Origin of the sequence: Pseudomonas protegens (assembly GCF_003732485.1) — a bacterium.
GTDB classification, from domain to species: Bacteria; Pseudomonadota; Gammaproteobacteria; order Pseudomonadales; family Pseudomonadaceae; genus Aquipseudomonas; species Aquipseudomonas protegens_B.
In genome coordinates, this window is sequence record NZ_MOAK01000082.1 from 85,210 (window position 1) to 102,261 (window position 17,052).

The window sequence follows — 17,052 nt, forward strand, 5'->3', positions numbered from 1 at the left end:
CGCGCCTGTAGCCTGGGTATTGGCGCTCAGGTCGGCCGGTCGGTACAGCACCGGTACGCCATCGCGGCTCAGTTGCACCGTCAGCCAGAGCATGTCGACGCGGTTGCCCAAGGCGTTGTCGATGGCCAGCAGGGTGTTCTCGGGAAAGTCCGCGGCGCCGCCGCGATGGGCAACGATCAGCGGCCGTTGTTCGCTGTCGCTGTCGGTTGCCGGAAGAGAGGAGCAGCCATTGATGAAGGCCGAGGCCAGCAGCAATGGGATGATCTGTCGAGTCTTGAGCATGGGAGGGCGTTTCCTGGAAGCGAGCGCAAGGCCGGGTGCCAGCACCCGTCCGCCTGGGCAGGGGGCTACGGTAGCGCAATGGCTTGGTCTCTATAAAGAAACGGCTGATGGGCGAGACGAATTAGCCAGCGTGGCCGTCAGGCAGTTCTGCTGTGTTCAGAGCGCCAGAATGCTGCTGGCCAGTTCCAGGTCGGTGTAGCGCGGGGCACCCAGTACTTGGCGAATATGCAACAGGGCGGCTTCCAGCCGGGCGCCGCGGATCTCGCCGGCGCTGGCGACGAAGGCTGCGGCATCGGTCTTGGCGGCGAGCACGAGTTTGTTGTCCTTGAATGAGCTGCTGGCTTTTGAACTGCCTTCGGTCGAGCTCAGGGTCAGGCTCATGCTGATGTCGGTGCTGATCACCAGGGCGCTGGCCTGGACGACGTCGGCGAGCAGGCAGGCGCAGAGCACGCAGGCCAGTCGGGTTTTGCTGGGGGTCATGGCAGGGCTGGGTCCGGCGGAAAATATCGTCGCGCACCCTAGCGCTTTGCCGTTGAATGAACTGCAGGAGCTTTGCGAAGGATTGTTAAAAACTGCACATGCCGGGGCCTGGTGAATCCGCCATGGGTGTGATGGCGCCAGAGCGTGCTAAAATCCCGCGCTTTGAAACACTTTCACCGTTGAGAACTGACCCCTGATGGCCAACAGATCTGTTGTACTCGATACCGAAACCACCGGCATGCCGGTGACCGACGGCCACCGGATCATTGAAATCGGTTGCGTCGAGTTGATCGGTCGGCGCCTGACCGGTCGGCACTTCCATGTTTACCTGCAACCGGATCGCGAGAGCGATGAGGGCGCCATCGGCGTCCACGGCATCACCAACGAGTTCCTGGTGGGCAAACCGCGTTTCGCCGAAGTCGCCGACGAGTTCTTCGACTTTATCCAGGGCGCGCAGCTGATCATCCATAACGCGGCGTTCGACGTTGGCTTCATCAACAACGAATTCGCCTTGATGGGGCAGCACGAGCGGGCCGACATCACCCAGCACTGCACCATCCTCGACACCCTGATGATGGCGCGTGAGCGGCACCCGGGGCAGCGCAACAGCCTGGACGCCCTGTGCAAGCGCTACGGTGTCGACAACTCCGGCCGCGAATTGCACGGCGCCTTGCTCGACTCGGAGATTCTGGCCGACGTCTACCTGACCATGACCGGTGGCCAGACCAGCCTGTCCCTCGCGGGTAACGCCTCGGATGGCAACGGCTCCGGCGAAGGTGCGGGCCAGGCTTCGGAGATCCGCCGCTTGCCGGCCGACCGTCCGCGAGGGCGGATCATCCAGGCCAGCGAAGCCGAATTGGCCGAGCACCAGACCCGTCTGGAGATCATCGCCAAGTCTGCAGGCGGCCCGGCACTGTGGACCCAATTGCTCGAAGCCCAGCAGTAAACCCCCGAACCTCTGGCCTCTACTGCAGACTGTTGCGCTGCAGCCAGGGGCCAATTGTTCCAGTGCGACGTTTTGTTACACCGTGCCCCTGCCTGGGATGACACGAAGCGTCAGGAGCTTCTACCCTGAGTCCATTGGCGGGACCCATCCGCCGTCTCAGGACAGCCTGCCCCATGTATAAAGACTTGCAGTTTCCGATCCTGATCGTGCACCGCGATATCAAGTCCGACACGGTGGCGGGAGACCGGGTGCGAGGCATTGCCCGGGAGCTGGAAAAGGATGGATTCAGCATCTTTTCCGCGGTCAACTACGCCGAAGGGCGGCTGGTGGCCTCTACCCATCACGGCCTGGCCTGCATGTTGATCGCTGCCGAGGGCGCCGGGGAAAACACCCATCTTCTGCAAAACATGGTGGAGCTGATCCGCCTGGCCCGGGTGCGTGCGCCCTTGCTGCCGATCTTCGCCCTGGGGGAGCAGATGACCCTGGAAAACGCCCCCGCCGATGCCATGAGCGAACTCAACCAGCTGCGGGGCATTCTCTACCTGTTCGAGGACACGGTGCCGTTCCTGGCCCGACAAGTGGCCCGGGCCGCGCGCAATTATCTTGACGGCCTGCTGCCGCCCTTCTTCAAGGCCCTGGTGCAGCACACCGCCGACTCCAACTACTCCTGGCACACCCCGGGGCACGGCGGTGGCGTGGCCTATCGCAAGAGCCCGGTGGGGCAGGCGTTCCACCAGTTCTTCGGGGAGAACACCCTGCGTTCGGACCTCTCGGTTTCAGTGCCGGAGCTGGGCTCGCTGCTGGACCACACCGGGCCCCTGGCGGAAGCCGAGGCCCGTGCGGCGCGCAATTTCGGTGCCGACCACACCTTCTTCGTGATCAATGGCACCTCCACCGCCAACAAGATCGTCTGGCATTCCATGGTGGGGCGCGATGACCTGGTGCTGGTGGATCGCAACTGCCACAAGTCGGTGCTGCACTCGATCATCATGACCGGGGCCATTCCCCTGTACCTGTGTCCCGAACGCAATGAGCTGGGGATCATCGGGCCGATTCCCTTGAGCGAGTTCAGCCCCGAGTCGATCCAGGCCAAGATCGACGCCAGCCCGCTGACCCGCGGTCGGCCACCCAAGGTCAAACTGGCGGTGGTCACCAACTCCACCTATGACGGGCTCTGCTACAACGCCGAGCTGATCAAGCAAAGCCTGGGCAACAGCGTCGAGGTGCTGCATTTCGATGAGGCCTGGTATGCCTATGCCGCCTTCCACGAATTCTTCGCCGGGCGCTACGGCATGGGCACCTCGCGCTCCGCTGACAGCCCCCTGGTGTTCACCACCCATTCCACCCACAAGCTGTTGGCGGCTTTCAGCCAGGCTTCGATGATCCATGTGCAGGACGGCGGTGCCCGCCAGCTGGACCGCGATCGCTTCAACGAAGCCTTCATGATGCACATCTCGACGTCGCCCCAGTACAGCATCATCGCGTCGCTGGATGTGGCCTCGGCGATGATGGAAGGGCCGGCGGGGCGCTCGCTGCTGCAGGAAATGTTCGATGAGGCCCTGAGCTTTCGCCGGGCCCTGGCCAATCTGCGGCAGAACATCGCCGCCGATGACTGGTGGTTCTCGATCTGGCAGCCGGAGCGGGTCGAAGGCATCGATCAGGTGCGCACCGGCGACTGGTTGCTGGAGCCGGAAGGCGAGTGGCACGGTTTTGCCGGCGTCACCGACGATTATGTGCTGCTCGATCCGATCAAGGTGACCCTGGTGATGCCTGGCCTTAGCGCCGGCGGGGCCTTGAGCGAACACGGGATTCCCGCTGCGGTGGTCAGCAAGTTCCTCTGGGAGCGTGGGCTGGTGGTGGAGAAGACCGGGCTCTATTCGTTCCTGGTGCTGTTCTCCATGGGCATCACCAAAGGCAAGTGGAGCACGCTGCTCACCGAACTCCTGGAGTTCAAGCGCAACTACGACGCCAATGTCAGTCTGGCCAGTTGCCTGCCCAGCGTGGCCGGGCAGGACCCGCAGCGCTATCAGGGCATGGGCTTGCAGGATCTGTGCGACCAGTTGCACGCCTGCTACCGCAGCAATGCCACGGCCAAGCACCTCAAGCGCATGTACACGGTGTTGCCGGAGGTGGCGATGAAGCCGGCCGATGCCTATGACCATCTGGTGCGCGGCGAAGTGGAGGCGGTGTCCATCGATCAACTGCAGGGGCGTATCGCAGCGGTGATGCTGGTGCCATACCCGCCGGGCATTCCGCTGATCATGCCCGGTGAGCGGTTCACCGAATCGACCCGCTCGATCATCGACTACCTGGCCTTTGCCCGAGCCTTCGATAGCAGTTTCCCGGGGTTCGTCGCCGATGTGCATGGTCTGCAGCATGACGACCAGGGCAATGGCCGGCAGTACACCGTCGATTGCGTCAAGGCGTGAGGAGTTTTCCTGCTATGCAACCTGTTGTGAATCCCAAGTATCCGGGACTGGCGATCCGTGTGGCCGACGAGGGCTTCGCCGCCTATATCTGGGGCAGCGACTTCAGCTTCGAAGTCAGTGCCTACGCCGAGGCCGGGCGGGGCATGCCGGTGGCGGACTGGCCGCTGCGCAGGATAGTGCCTTACCGCAAGTGCTATGGCATCGATCCCGAAGAATTCAGCGGTTACCGCAACGCTGCGGACAGCGAAATCTTCATGGCCTACCTTGACGACCAGCCCGTGGGGCATGTGGTGGTCAGCACCAATTGGAACGGCTACGGGCATATCGACGAGTTGGCGGTGCATGCGCCGGCCCGACGGCATGGCGTTGCCAAGGCGCTGCTGGAGGTGGCGCAGTTCTGGAGTCGCAAGAAACAGTTGCCGGGGGTGATGCTGGAAACCCAGAACAACAATCTCGGAGCCTGTCGCCTGTATGAGCGTTGCGGCTACGTGGTGGGCGGGGTGGATCACCTGCGTTATCGCGGCATCGACTCGAACACTTGCGAGGTGGCGATCTTCTGGTACCGGCTGTTTGCCGATGAGCCTCGGGGGTAACGCTCCTAGCCGGCCAGCAGCGTCTCGGCCTGTTCAGTCAGCAGTTCCAGCAGGGCGCCGAGCAGGGGCGAGACCTCGCCGGCACTGCGGCGCAAGGCGTACAGCGTGACACTGATGGGCGGCGACAAGGGGCAGGCATCGAGCCCGGCGCCACGGGCGCCCACGGCAGTGAAAGGGTCGACGATGGCCAGGCCTTCGCCGGCTTCCACCAGGCTGCGCATCATCTGATAGGTTTGTACCCGGGTCTGGATCACCGGGCTTGGCCGCAGATTCTGCAGCTTGCTGGCAAGTATCACGCTCAGTGGGTCCTGGCCCTCAAGGCCCACCATGGCCTGGCCGGCCAGTTCCTGCAGGGCCACGTACTTCTGTTTGGGCTGCAGCCAGCCATGGGGCGCCAGCAGAAACAGCTTGCCCTGGGCCAGGGCCTGGCAGTGGATGTCCGGGTGTTCGGGGTCATGCAGGCTCAGGCCCAGATCACAGTCGTGCAGCAGCAGGCTGTGGACCATGTCGCGGGTGCTCTGGCTGAGGAGGCTGCAGGGCGTATCGGCGAAGCGCCGGCGCAGGGCCGCGATGCACTGGGGCAACAGTTGCTGGACCAGAGGGGGCGTGCCGACGATGCGCAAAGGCGGTGCCTGATGAAACCTCAGGCTGTCGGCCAGGCGTTGTACCGGCTCGAAAGTGTCGTACACCCGGTTGATTGCCGGTTGCAGTTCCCGGGCCTCACGGGTGGCCTGCAAGCGCCCGCGAACGCTGGCGAACAGCATGAACCCCAGCTGGCTTTCGGCATCACGCAGCAAGGCCTCGACTTCAGCCACCGAGAGTTGCAGCAGCTCGGCGGCGGTGCCCAGGTGGGCGGTTTGCAGGAGCGCCTGAATCACTTCGATATGACGTAAACGCATGCTTGAAGTCCATGTCCAGCCGGTTAGGGAGTCAAGCGTTGAATCCTACCCCAAGTCCGGGCCGGCGGGCATGATCACTCACTGACATAGGTTTCCGGCTCCCGCACGATGGTGACGTCCGATTGCACCAGCAGGAACTGATTGTCATCGAGCTTCTTGACCCGGTCGCCAATGGCCAGGCGGTAGGTGGTAACGGGCTCCGAGCTGGCCAGGTCGCCCTGCGCGGGCATGGATTCCTGGAACTCGTGCACTGAATACACCCGTCCCTCGGCATCTCTTGCATGGAATTGTCCGACAAGTACTGCAGCCATCTTTAGAGCCTCTGGAGATAAAACACGCAAATTCGGTGCTGTAGACCCGGTGTGTGCAAGGTAAGTTTTGCCGGCCGGAAAAAATAATCCGTCGTCGCCGCAGACGACGTCCCGGGTCCGGAGGTTATGCCGGGAAATGGCGGGTGCGGGGTAGCAAGCGACCCCCTGGCTCATCTATAACTAACACCTTCTTCAAGCCAAGGGTTGGAATCTGCAATGAGCAATGTCTACAAAGTCGCAGTGCTGGTCGGCAGTCTGAGAAAACAATCCCTGAATCGCAAGGTGGCCCTGGCGCTGGCCGAGCTGGCGCCGGCGAACCTGCAGTTGAGCATCGTCGAGATTGGCGATTTGCCGCTGTACAACGAAGACATCGACGTGACGCCGCCAGCGGCCTACACCCGCTTTCGCGAGCAGATCGGCGCCGCCGACGCCGTACTGTTCGTCACCCCGGAATACAACCGCTCGGTACCGGCAGCCCTGAAGAACGCCATCGACGTCGGTTCGCGTCCCTATGGCAAAAGTGCCTGGAGCGGCAAGCCTGGAGCGGTGATCAGCGTGTCCCCGGGGGCCATCGGTGGTTTTGGTGCCAACCACCACCTGCGCCAGTCCCTGGTATTCCTCAATGTGCCGTGCATGCAGCAGCCCGAAGCCTACCTGGGCGGTGCCGGCGCGGCGTTCGACGAAGCGGGCAAGCTGTCGGACGCTACCCGGCCGTTCCTGCAGAACTTCATCACCGCCTACGGCCAATGGGTCGAGCAGCACAAGAAAGCCTGACCCCCCAACATCCCCCTGCTGTCGTAGGAGCCGGCTTGCCGGCGAACAGGCCCTTGAGTCTTGTGGCGCCCTGTAGGTCGCCTGCGCCGACAAGCCGGCTCCTGCATAATCAAGAACCGCTCTCATGCTGATTGCAGTATCGATCTTCCTGCTGACCATTACCCTGGTGATCTGGCAGCCCAAAGGCCTGGGCGTCGGTTGGAGCGCAGTGTTCGGCGCGCTCCTGGCGCTGCTCTGTGGCGTGGTGCACCTGGCCGATATCCCGGTGGTGTGGCAGATCATCTGGAACGCTACCGGCACCTTCGTCGCGCTGATCATCATCAGCCTGTTGCTGGATGAAGCCGGATTCTTCGCCTGGGCGGCCCTGCATGTGGCGCGCTGGGGGCGGGGCAGGGGGCGACGCCTGTTCGCCTTCATGGTGCTGCTGGGAGCCTTGGTGTCGGCACTGTTCGCCAACGACGGCGCGGCGCTGATCCTCACGCCCATCGTCATTTCCATGCTGCTGGCCTTGCGCTTTTCTGCCGCCACTACCCTGGCTTTCGTCATGGGTGCCGGCTTCATCGCCGACACCGCGAGTCTGCCGCTGGTGGTGTCGAACCTGGTGAACATCGTCTCGGCGGATTTTTTCAAGATAGGTTTCAACCGGTATGCGGCGGTGATGCTTCCGGTCAATCTGGTGAGCGTCGCCGCGACCCTGGCGGTGCTGCTGTGGTTTTTTCGCCGGGACATTCCCGACGATTACGATCCGCAGCAGCTGGCCGAACCCGGCAGCGCCATCCATGACCGGGCGACCTTCATCGCCGGCTGGTGGGTGCTGCTGATCCTGCTGCTGGGCTGTTTTGCCCTGGAGCCCCTGGGGATTCCCATCAGCGCCATTTCTGCCGTCTGCGCGACCCTGCTGCTGGTGATTGCGGCTCGCGGACACAGGATTTCCACCCGCAAGGTGCTCAAGGAGGCGCCGTGGCAGATCGTGATTTTCTCCTTGGGCATGTATCTGGTGGTCTACGGCTTGCGTAATGCCGGGCTGACCGGGCACTTGGCGGGATGGCTCGACGGCTTCGCCGCCGGCGGGGTCTGGGGGGCGGCGCTGGGTACCGGATTGCTCACGGCGGGGCTGTCATCGGTGATGAACAATTTGCCCACGGTGCTGATCGCTGCCTTGTCCATCGATGCCAGCCAGGCCACGGGGGTGGTCAAGGAGGCGATGATCTATGCCAATGTGATCGGCAGTGACCTGGGGCCGAAGATCACCCCCATCGGCAGCCTGGCGACCTTGCTCTGGCTGCATGTGCTGGAGCGCAAGGGCATTCATATCGGCTGGGGGTATTACTTCCGGGTTGGCATCGTGCTGACACTGCCGGTGCTGCTGGTTACCCTGGTGGCGCTGGCGTTGCGCCTGTCTCTGATGTAGGAGCCGGCTTGCCGGCGAAGAGGCCTTTCAGTCTTGTGGCGCCCTCAGGAGCGCCTTCGCTGGCAAGCCGGCTCCTACGGTAGGTTGTCAGGGCTGCTGCGCGGGGACATGGGGCCAGAGATCGGCCACCAGGAACAGCCGTTCGGCTTCTTCCCAGCCACCTTCAGGGGTTTCCTCGAGCCGTACCAGCAACTGCGCCGGTGCCTGGGGATCAAGCTCCGCCAGCCATTGCTGCAGTTGTCCGGCCGTCCAGGCCTGATCGGCCGGATAGTGAGCCGGCGCCAGCCAGGCGTGGCGGGGCAGGGGCTGCCAGCGTCCGGGTGCGCTCTGGGCGATGAAGGCGGGCCAGTCCCGCTGATGCAGCCAGCGCCCCCGCAGGTGCTGCGGGTGAGCGCCTTGGGGCGGTTCGGCGTGACCCGGCCAGGGATAGAGCAGGTAGCCCCCCAGCCACAAGTGGGCGCTGAACTGCTGGATATCCAGCGCCGCCAGGGCTTCGCGGCTTTCGGCTCGGGCGGAAATCGGCAGTTGGTGTTCGTCCAGGTGCGCCAGCTTGCGGTCCAGGCGGTCGTGGCAGCCCGGGCCAAGCCATTGTGCGCTGTCGCTGCCGTTGCCGTGCTGCGGGCCCAGGTACAGCTTGATCGCCAGTTCCAGGTGATGCACGCCTTCGCGGTCGCGCAGCAGCATGTCCAGTTCACCGAGGGTGTGGCCCTCACGGCGGATCGGCAGGTTGGCCGCCAGCAGTTCCACCCCCGGCGCATGCTGCACGGCAAATTGCCAGAGGCGTTCGTAGTACAGGCCCAGGCGCCGGGTCCGTCCCTGAGTCAGCCAATGGCGCAAGGCGCGGCTGTCCAGATCCTGGCATCGCAGCCAGTGGGCCAGCAGTTGCGGCGCCTGTACCCAGTCGCTGCCGGCCAGGGGATGGCGCTGTGGCCAGGGCGTATGGCTGAGCATCGGCGGCGCGAGGATGACCCAGGCGAGGTCGCGGACTTCAGGTTGACGCAACTGGCGGGGGAGGCTGAGCAAATCCGGGAACAGGAGCATCTTGCGAGCATAGACGCAAACCAGTGCCGTTCGCGATAAATGCGTGCCACTCGCAGTTGCGTTGGCTGTTCCCAAGCGCCAGTGGCTGAAAGGATTTTGTCTAACGCCGGGTTTCGCCCATAATCCTCCGTTTCGCCCGTACCCGAATCCCGCAGGAGCCCCATGGAGCAGTTTCGCAATATCGGCATTATCGGTCGCCTGGGCAGTTCCCAGGTGCTGGACACAGTTCGCCGACTGAAGAAGTTTCTGCTGGCGCGCCACCTGCACGTGATCCTTGAAGACACCATCGCCGAAGTGCTGCCGGGCCACGGTCTGCAGACTTCCTCGCGCAAGCTGTTGGGCGAGGTCTGCGACATGGTGATCGTGGTCGGTGGCGACGGTAGCCTGCTGGGCGCCGCCCGGGCCCTGGCCCGGCACAATATTCCGGTGCTGGGGATCAACCGCGGCAGCCTGGGCTTTCTCACCGACATCCGCCCCGATGAGCTGGAAGTCAAGGTCGCCGAGGTGCTCGACGGCCACTACCTGGTGGAAAACCGCTTCCTGCTGCAGGCCGAAGTCCGTCGCCATGCCGAGGCCATCGGTCAGGGCGACGCATTGAATGACGTGGTGCTGCACCCGGGCAAGTCGACGCGGATGATCGAGTTCGAGATCTACATCGACGGCCAGTTCGTCTGCAGCCAGAAGGCCGACGGCCTGATCGTCGCCACGCCCACCGGTTCCACGGCCTATGCGCTGTCCGCCGGCGGACCGATCATGCATCCCAAGCTGGATGCCATTGTGATTGTGCCGATGTACCCCCATACCTTGTCTGGAAGGCCGATCGTGGTCGATGGCAACAGTGAGCTGAAAATCGTCGTGTCCAAAGATATGCAGATCTATCCGCAAGTCTCCTGTGACGGGCAGAACCACTTCACCTGTGCCCCGGGCGACACCATCACGGTCAGCAAGAAGGCGCAGAAGCTGCGCCTGATCCATCCGCTGGACCACAACTACTACGAGGTCTGTCGGACCAAACTCGGCTGGGGCAGCCGACTGGGCGGTGGAGGCGACTGATGCTCGATCCCGCGCGTAGCTACGACCTGATCGGTGACGTGCACGGTTGCGCCCTGACCCTGGAGCACTTGCTGGATCGGCTCGGTTATCACAAGCAGGGCGGCGTCTGGCGGCACCCGTCGCGCATGGCCGTGTTCCTTGGCGATATCATCGACCGCGGCCCGCGAATCCGTGAATCCCTGCATATCGTCCACGACATGGTCGTGGCCGGTCAGGCGCTGTGCATCATGGGCAACCATGAGTTCAACGCCCTGGGCTGGAGCACCCCGGCGGCCGCCGGCAGTGGCAAGCAGTTCGTGCGCGAACATACCCCGCGCCACGCCCGACTGATCCACGAAACCCTGACCCAGTTCGAACAGCATCCCGGCGACTGGCACGACTTCCTCGAGTGGTTCTATGAATTGCCGCTGTTCGTCGACGCCGGCCGTTTCCGTGTGGTGCACGCTTGCTGGGATGCCGGCCTGATCGCGCCCCTGCGCCAGCAATATCCGGACGGCTGCATTGATCGAGCCTTTCTCCAGGCTTCGGCGCTGCCCGACAGTTTTGCCAGCACGGCCTTCGATCGCCTGTTGCGGGGCACCGACATGCGCTTGCCCCATGGCCTGACCATGACCAGTGGCGACGGCCTGACCCGGGCGTTCTTCCGTACCAAGTTCTGGGAAGACGACCCGCAGACCTACGGCGACATTGTCTTTCAGCCCGATGCCTTGCCCGATCCGGTGGCGCGCACGCCGTTGTCCCCGGCCGAGAAAAACAGCCTGCTGCGCTACGGCGCCGACGAACCGATGTTGTTCGTCGGTCACTATTGGCGCAGCGGCAAGCCGGCGCCGATCCGACCCAACCTGGCGTGCCTGGATTACAGTGCGGTGCTCTACGGCAAGCTCGCCGCGTATCGGCTGGACCAGGAAACCCGCCTGGACCCGAATAAATTTGTCTGGGTCGACGTCGAGCGCCCCGAGGTATTGCGATGAGCGCGGTAGCGGTTTTGCGTCTGCCCCTGGCCACGGATCTGAGTGGTTTCGTCAAGCTGCTGCAGCGGATGCAGGTGCCCCACCGGGTCAGTGAAGAGGCCGGCGAACAGGTGCTCTGGGTGCCGGAATCCATCAGTGAGGATGTGCGGGGCCTGTACCAGCGCTTTCCCCAGGGCGATCCCGAACAGCAACTGGACATCCCGCAACCCGCGACCCCGGCCCGCGTCGGCCTGGGGGAACAGTTGCGCCGCAGCCCGATCACTGCACTGATCCTGCTGCTGAGCCTGGCGGTTTGCGGCATCACCCTGCTGGGGGACAACCTGCAAACCCTCGGCTGGTTCACCTTCCTCGAGTTTCGCGTGGTCGGCGACTACATCCAGTTCAGCTCCCTGGCCGACAGCCTGGCGGCGGGGCAGTGGTGGCGCCTGGTGACACCGATGCTGATCCACTTCGGCATCCTGCATATCGCCATGAACGGCATGTGGTACTGGGAACTGGGGCGGCGCATCGAGTTGCGCCAGGGCAGCATCAACCTGCTGGGCTTGACCCTGCTGTTCAGCCTGGTGTCCAACTACGCCCAATACTATTTCAGTGGCCCGACCCTGTTCGGCGGCCTGTCCGGGGTGCTCTACGGTCTGCTCGGGCATTGCTGGATCTACCAATTATTGTCCCCCAACCCCATCTACCGTCTGCCCCGGGGCGTGCTGGTGATGATGCTGGTGTGGCTGCTGCTGTGCCTGTCCGGGCTGGTGTCGATGATCGGTTTCGGCGAAATCGCCAACGCCGCCCACGTCGGCGGGCTGCTCGTCGGTTGCCTCACCGGCTTGTTGGGCGGCTTGTACAGTCGCCGTAAACTGGCCCTTTAAATGCTGGAGTCTTGTATGTCGTCCTTTGTCGAAATGATCGAAAACATCACCCCCGATATCTACCAGAGCCTGAAACTGGCGGTAGAGATCGGCAAATGGTCCGATGGCCGCAAGCTCACCGCCGAGCAGCGCGAACTGTCCCTGCAGGCAATGATCGCCTGGGAAATGCAGAATCTGCCCGAGGACCAGCGCACCGGTTACATGGGCCCGCAGGAATGCGCCTCGAAGTCGGCGCCGGTGCCGAACATCCTGTTCAAGTCGGATGCCATCCATTGATCGAGATTGGCCGCGGCTCCATCAGCAAAATGTCGGCACGCCTTGACGGGCCGAACGTTCAGTACGCTTTTCGCCTGGGTGACACCGAGGTGCCGGTCAATCCCCTGATCGGTACCCAGGTGCGCCTGGAATACCTGGGGGCGATCCACTGCACCCACTGCGGGCGCAAGACCAAGACCAGCTTCAGCCAGGGCTACTGCTACCCGTGCATGACCAAGCTGGCCCAGTGCGATCTCTGCATCATGAGTCCGGAACGCTGCCACTACGACGCCGGCACGTGCCGCGATCCGTCCTGGGGCGAGCAGTTCTGCATGACCGATCACGTGGTCTACCTGGCCAATTCCTCGGGGATCAAGGTCGGCATCACCCGCGCCACCCAGTTGCCCACCCGCTGGCTCGACCAGGGTGCCAGCCAGGCGCTGCCGATCATGCGCGTGGCGACCCGCCAGCAGTCGGGGTTCGTCGAGGACCTGTTCCGTTCCCAGGTGGCCGACAAGACCAATTGGCGCGCGCTGCTCAAGGGCGATGCCCAGCCCGTGGACCTGGCCCAGGTGCGCGAGCAGTTGTTCGCCTCCTGCGCCGAGGGCCTGCTGGCGCTGCAGGAGCGTTTCGGCTTGCAGGCGATCCAGCCGGTGACTGACATCGAGCCCCTGGAAATGCGTTACCCGGTCGTGGAGTACCCGACCAAGATCGTCAGCTTCAACCTGGACAAGAATCCGATCGCCGAAGGCACACTGCTGGGGATCAAGGGTCAGTACCTGATCTTCGACACCGGCGTGATCAACATTCGCAAATACACGGCGTACCAGCTCGCCGTGCATCAGTAGAAGGAATTCGCCATGCGCACCGACCAACCGAAGATGATCTACCTGAAGGACTATCAGGCCCCCGAGTACCTGATCGACGAGACCCACCTGACCTTCGAGTTGTTCGAGGACCACAGCCTGGTCCATGCGCAGCTGGTGATGCGTCGCAACCCGGCCCGAGGCGCCGGCCTGCCACCGCTGGTGCTGGATGGCCAGCAGCTGGAGCTGCTGTCGGTAAGCCTGTCCGATCAGCCGCTGAGTGCTGACGACTACCAGTTGGACGACAGCCACCTGACCCTGCACCCCACCAGCGCCAGCTTCACCCTGGACACCAGCGTGAAGATCCACCCGGAAAGCAACACCGCCCTGGAAGGCCTGTACAAGTCCAGCGGCATGTTCTGCACCCAGTGCGAGGCCGAGGGCTTTCGCAAGATCACCTATTACCTCGATCGCCCGGACGTGATGAGCAAGTTCACCACCACCGTGGTGGCCGAGCAGCACAGCTATCCGGTATTGCTCTCCAACGGCAACCCCATCGCCAGCGGCCCCGGTGAAGACGGCCGGCACTGGGCGACCTGGGAAGACCCGTTCATGAAACCGGCCTACCTGTTCGCCCTGGTGGCCGGTGACCTGTGGTGCGTCGAAGACAGCTTCCGCACCCAGAGCGGCCGCGATGTGGCGCTGCGCATCTATGTCGAGCCGGAAAACATCGACAAGTGCCAGCACGCGATGAACAGCCTGAAGAAGTCCATGCGCTGGGACGAAGAAACCTACGGCCGTGAATACGACCTGGACATCTTCATGATCGTCGCGGTGAACGACTTCAACATGGGCGCCATGGAAAACAAGGGCCTGAACATCTTCAACTCCAGCGCCGTGCTGGCCCGTGCCGAAACTGCCACCGACGCCGCCCACCAGCGGGTCGAGGCCATCGTCGCCCACGAATACTTCCACAACTGGTCGGGCAACCGCGTGACCTGCCGCGACTGGTTCCAGCTGTCGCTCAAGGAAGGCTTCACGGTGTTCCGCGATGCCGGTTTCTCCTCGGACATGAACTCGCGCACCGTCAAGCGCATTCAGGACGTGGCCTACCTGCGCACCCACCAGTTCGCCGAAGACGCCGGTCCCATGGCCCATGCCGTGCGCCCGGAAAGCTTTATCGAGATTTCCAACTTCTACACCCTGACCGTGTACGAAAAGGGTTCGGAAGTGGTGGGCATGATCCACACCTTGCTCGGGGCTGAAGGCTTCCGTAAGGGCAGCGACCTGTACTTCGAACGCCATGACGGTCAGGCCGTGACCTGTGACGACTTCGTCAAGGCCATGGAAGACGCCAATGGTGTTGATCTGAGCCAGTTCAAGCGCTGGTACAGCCAGGCCGGCACGCCACGGTTGGCAGTCAGCGAGTCCTACGACGCAGCGGCCAAGACCTACAGCCTGACCTTCCGCCAGAGCTGCCCGCAGACCCCGGACAAGGTGGAGAAGCTGCCGTTCGTGATCCCGGTGGAACTGGGCCTGCTGGACTCCAAAGGGGCGGGCATTGCCTTGCGCCTGTCCGGCGAAAACGCCGCCCAGGGGACGTCCCGGGTGATCTCGGTGACCGAGGCCGAGCAGACCTTCACCTTCGTCGATATTGCCGAACATCCGTTGCCATCGCTGCTGCGGGGCTTCTCGGCGCCGGTGAAGCTGGGCTTCCCCTACAGCCGCGACCAACTGATGTTCCTCATGCAGCACGACAGCGACGGTTTCAACCGTTGGGACGCCGGCCAGCAGTTGGCCGTGCAAGTGCTGCAAGAACTGATTGCCCAGCATCAGCAGGGTCAGGCACTGGTGATGGACAAACGTCTGGTGACCGCCCTGGGCACCGTGCTGGCGGATGACAGCCTGGACCAGGCCATGGTCGCGGAGATGCTGTCCCTGCCGGGCGAGGCCTATCTGACCGAAATCAGCGAAGTGGCGGATGTCGAGGCGATCCACGCGGCTCGCGAGTTTGCCCGTCAGCAACTGGCTGACAGCCTGTTCGACGCGCTATGGAAGCGTTATCAGGCCAACCGGGCAGTGTCCAAGGCCACGGCCTATGTGGCCGAGTCCGAGCACTTCGCCCGTCGTGCGTTGCAGAACATTGCCCTGTCGTACCTGATGTTGACCCGCAAGCCCGAAGTGCTGGCGGTGGCCATCGAACAGTTCGACAGCGCCGACAACATGACCGAGCGCCTCACCGCCCTGGCGGTGCTGGTCAACTCGCCGTTCGAGGCCGAGAAGGCCCAGGCCCTGGCGGTGTTCGCCGAGAACTTCAAGGACAACGCCCTGGTCATGGACCAGTGGTTCAGCGTCCAGGCCGGCAGCCCGTTGCCGGGCGGCCTGGAGCGGGTCAAGGCGCTGATGCAGCACCCGGCGTTCAACATCAAGAACCCGAACAAGGTGCGGGCGTTGGTGGGGGCTTTTGCCGGGCAGAACCTGATCAACTTCCACGCGGCCGACGGTTCGGGTTATCGCTTCCTGGCGGATCTGGTGATCCAGCTCAACGGCTTCAACCCGCAGATTGCCTCGCGGCAACTGGCGCCGCTGACTCGCTGGCGCAAATACGACAGCGCCCGCCAGGCGTTGATGAAGGGTGAACTGGAGCGCATCCGCGCCTCCGGCGAGCTCTCCAGCGATGTCTTTGAAGTGGTGAGCAAAAGCCTCGCCTGAGGTTTATATCGCCCCCGGCATCGCCTTCGCTGGCAAGCCAGCTCCTACGGTGGCCCAAACCACCGCACATCCCGTGTAGGAGCCGGCTTGCCGGCGAAGAGGCCCTCAAGCCTTGCACCGCCTCCGGCATCGCCTTCGCTGGCAAGCCAGCTCCTACGGTGGCCCAAACCACCGCACACCCCGTGTAGGAGCCGGCTTGCCGGCGAAGAGGCCCTCAAGCCTTGCACCGCCTCTGGCATTGCCTTCGCTGGCAAGCCAGCTCCTACGGTGGCCCAAACCACCGCACACCCCGTGTAGGAGCCGGCTTGCCGGCGAACAGGCCCTCAAGCCTTGCACCGCCTCGAGCATCGCTTTCGCTGGCAAGCCAGCTCCTACGAGAGCGGTGGTGGTGTGGGGGCAGGGGGGATTTCGCTCTGTAACGCTTCGCTCAAGTCGCGGTGATAGTTCTGCACGCCAATGGCGTGCAGGATGCCCACTCGCTCAAGCTTGGTGTGGACCTTCAGGTTGGCTTCGCACAGTTTCACCACAATCGCGCGCTTGTGCAGCTGGCCAATCACTTCCTCCAGGGTCTGCAGCCCGGTGATGTCCATGAACGGTACATGCTTGAGGCGGATGATCAGCAGCCTGGGATCGCTGTGGGTCTGGGCCAGGGCCCGTTCAAAGGTTTCTGCCGCGCCAAAGAACAACGGCCCTTCGATGGTGTAGATCAGCACTCCCGGTGGCAGGTGCCCGCGCCCTTTGTCGCGCAGTTCGTTTTCCAGATCCTCTCCCACCACCTGCTGCACCTCCACCGAGGAGGCCATGCGCCGCAGGAAATGCAGCATCGCCAGGATCACTCCAATGTTCACCGCGATCACCAGATCACTGAACACCGTCAGCACAAAGGTACACAGCAGGATCGCCACATCCGCCCGGGGTGCGCGTTGCACCATGCGCTTGAAGTGGTGCAGCTCACTCATGTTGTAGGCCACCACGAACAGGATCGCCGCCAGGGCACACAATGGGATATCCGCCGCCAGCGGCGCGAGAAACAGGATGATCAGCACCAGCACCACGGCGTGGGTGATGCCGGCCAGCGGGCTGCTGCCGCCGTTGCGGATGTTGGTGGCGGTGCGGGCAATGGCGCCGGTGGCGGCGAATCCGCCAAACAGCGGTGTGGCCAGGTTGGCGATCCCCTGGCCGATCAACTCCTGGTTGGAGTCATGGCGGGGGGCGGCCCCGCC

At 63.5% G+C, this 17,052-nt stretch carries 17 protein-coding genes; 11 read left to right on the forward strand and 6 right to left on the reverse strand.

Translation table 11 applies throughout. From position 1 onward, the window contains the following. Positions 1-282: glycerophosphodiester phosphodiesterase family protein (locus BLX41_RS36305; protein ID WP_259745192.1), on the reverse strand; the 282-nt coding region annotated here is incomplete at its 3' end. Between the two features lie 156 nt (positions 283-438). Continuing rightward, positions 439-762 (reverse strand): DUF2388 domain-containing protein, encoded by a 324-nt coding sequence (locus BLX41_RS26110; protein ID WP_123727222.1) that lies wholly within the window; start codon positions 760-762, stop codon positions 439-441. 196 nt (positions 763-958) lie between these two features. On the opposite strand from BLX41_RS26110, the gene dnaQ reads away from it, so the two are divergent. The 3 genes from dnaQ (at position 959) to BLX41_RS26125 (ending at position 4,730) form a co-directional block, all read left to right on the forward strand. Beyond that, on the forward strand, positions 959-1,708 hold the full coding sequence (gene dnaQ, locus BLX41_RS26115) for a DNA polymerase III subunit epsilon (protein WP_123727223.1): 750 nt from the start codon (positions 959-961) through the stop codon (positions 1,706-1,708). A gap of 173 nt (positions 1,709-1,881) precedes the next feature. Next, entirely contained in the window at positions 1,882-4,137 is a 2,256-nt protein-coding gene (locus BLX41_RS26120; RefSeq protein ID WP_123727224.1) for an Orn/Lys/Arg family decarboxylase, read from the forward strand. Positions 4,138-4,151: 14 nt separating this feature from the next. After that, positions 4,152-4,730 carry a GNAT family N-acetyltransferase gene (locus BLX41_RS26125; protein ID WP_123727225.1) on the forward strand — a complete coding sequence of 193 codons (579 nt, stop codon included), beginning with the start codon at positions 4,152-4,154 and terminating at the stop codon, positions 4,728-4,730. A gap of 5 nt (positions 4,731-4,735) precedes the next feature. Here BLX41_RS26125 and BLX41_RS26130 read toward each other — a convergent pair whose 3' ends face one another. Beyond that, positions 4,736-5,629 (reverse strand): LysR family transcriptional regulator, encoded by an 894-nt coding sequence (locus tag BLX41_RS26130; RefSeq protein WP_123727226.1) that lies wholly within the window; start codon positions 5,627-5,629, stop codon positions 4,736-4,738. 74 nt (positions 5,630-5,703) lie between these two features. Beyond that, positions 5,704-5,940, reverse strand: a complete 237-nt coding sequence (locus BLX41_RS26135) for a hypothetical protein (protein WP_123727227.1) — start codon at positions 5,938-5,940, stop codon at positions 5,704-5,706. A gap of 216 nt (positions 5,941-6,156) precedes the next feature. Here BLX41_RS26135 and BLX41_RS26140 point away from each other — a divergent pair, with 216 nt between their 5' ends. Together BLX41_RS26140 and BLX41_RS26145 are read left to right on the forward strand one after the other, a co-directional pair. Continuing rightward, positions 6,157-6,714, forward strand: a complete 558-nt coding sequence (locus tag BLX41_RS26140; RefSeq protein ID WP_123727228.1) for an NADPH-dependent FMN reductase — start codon at positions 6,157-6,159, stop codon at positions 6,712-6,714. A 124-nt stretch (positions 6,715-6,838) separates the two neighbouring features. After that, positions 6,839-8,125, forward strand: coding sequence for an arsenic transporter (locus BLX41_RS26145; RefSeq protein WP_123727229.1), 1,287 nt, complete (start codon positions 6,839-6,841; stop codon positions 8,123-8,125). Between the two features lie 87 nt (positions 8,126-8,212). Here the strand turns inward: BLX41_RS26145 and BLX41_RS26150 are convergent, their stop codons facing one another. Beyond that, positions 8,213-9,166 (reverse strand): DUF1853 family protein, encoded by a 954-nt coding sequence (locus BLX41_RS26150; RefSeq protein ID WP_185073794.1) that lies wholly within the window; start codon positions 9,164-9,166, stop codon positions 8,213-8,215. Between the two features lie 162 nt (positions 9,167-9,328). Between BLX41_RS26150 and BLX41_RS26155 the strand changes: the two genes are divergently transcribed. From BLX41_RS26155 to pepN, 6 genes are read left to right on the forward strand one after another with little or no spacing between them, the layout of a single operon-like run. Further along, a complete protein-coding gene (locus BLX41_RS26155; RefSeq protein ID WP_007920913.1) occupies positions 9,329-10,219 on the forward strand; it encodes an NAD(+) kinase in 891 nt (296 codons plus the stop codon). After that, positions 10,216-11,190 carry a metallophosphoesterase gene (locus tag BLX41_RS26160; protein ID WP_185073803.1) on the forward strand — a complete coding sequence of 325 codons (975 nt, stop codon included), beginning with the start codon at positions 10,216-10,218 and terminating at the stop codon, positions 11,188-11,190. The genes BLX41_RS26155 and BLX41_RS26160 overlap by 4 nt, the downstream gene beginning before the upstream one ends. Then, positions 11,187-12,056 carry a rhomboid family intramembrane serine protease gene (locus tag BLX41_RS26165; protein ID WP_123727231.1) on the forward strand — a complete coding sequence of 290 codons (870 nt, stop codon included), beginning with the start codon at positions 11,187-11,189 and terminating at the stop codon, positions 12,054-12,056. Before BLX41_RS26160 ends, BLX41_RS26165 begins: the two co-directional genes overlap by 4 nt. A 15-nt stretch (positions 12,057-12,071) precedes the next feature. Continuing rightward, complete coding sequence (locus tag BLX41_RS26170) at positions 12,072-12,332, forward strand: YeaC family protein (protein WP_123727232.1); 261 nt, start codon at positions 12,072-12,074, stop codon at positions 12,330-12,332. Then, positions 12,329-13,159, forward strand: coding sequence for a DUF2797 domain-containing protein (locus tag BLX41_RS26175; protein ID WP_123727233.1), 831 nt, complete (start codon positions 12,329-12,331; stop codon positions 13,157-13,159). The genes BLX41_RS26170 and BLX41_RS26175 overlap by 4 nt, the downstream gene beginning before the upstream one ends. A gap of 12 nt (positions 13,160-13,171) precedes the next feature. Continuing rightward, the gene (gene pepN / locus BLX41_RS26180; RefSeq protein ID WP_123727234.1) at positions 13,172-15,829 is read left to right on the forward strand and encodes an aminopeptidase N; all 2,658 of its coding nucleotides are present in this window, start codon (positions 13,172-13,174) and stop codon (positions 15,827-15,829) included. A 371-nt stretch (positions 15,830-16,200) separates the two neighbouring features. On the opposite strand, the gene BLX41_RS36310 is transcribed toward pepN, so the two are convergent. Continuing rightward, the coding region (locus BLX41_RS36310) for a SulP family inorganic anion transporter (RefSeq protein WP_259745195.1) at positions 16,201-17,052 on the reverse strand (852 nt) is incomplete at its 5' end.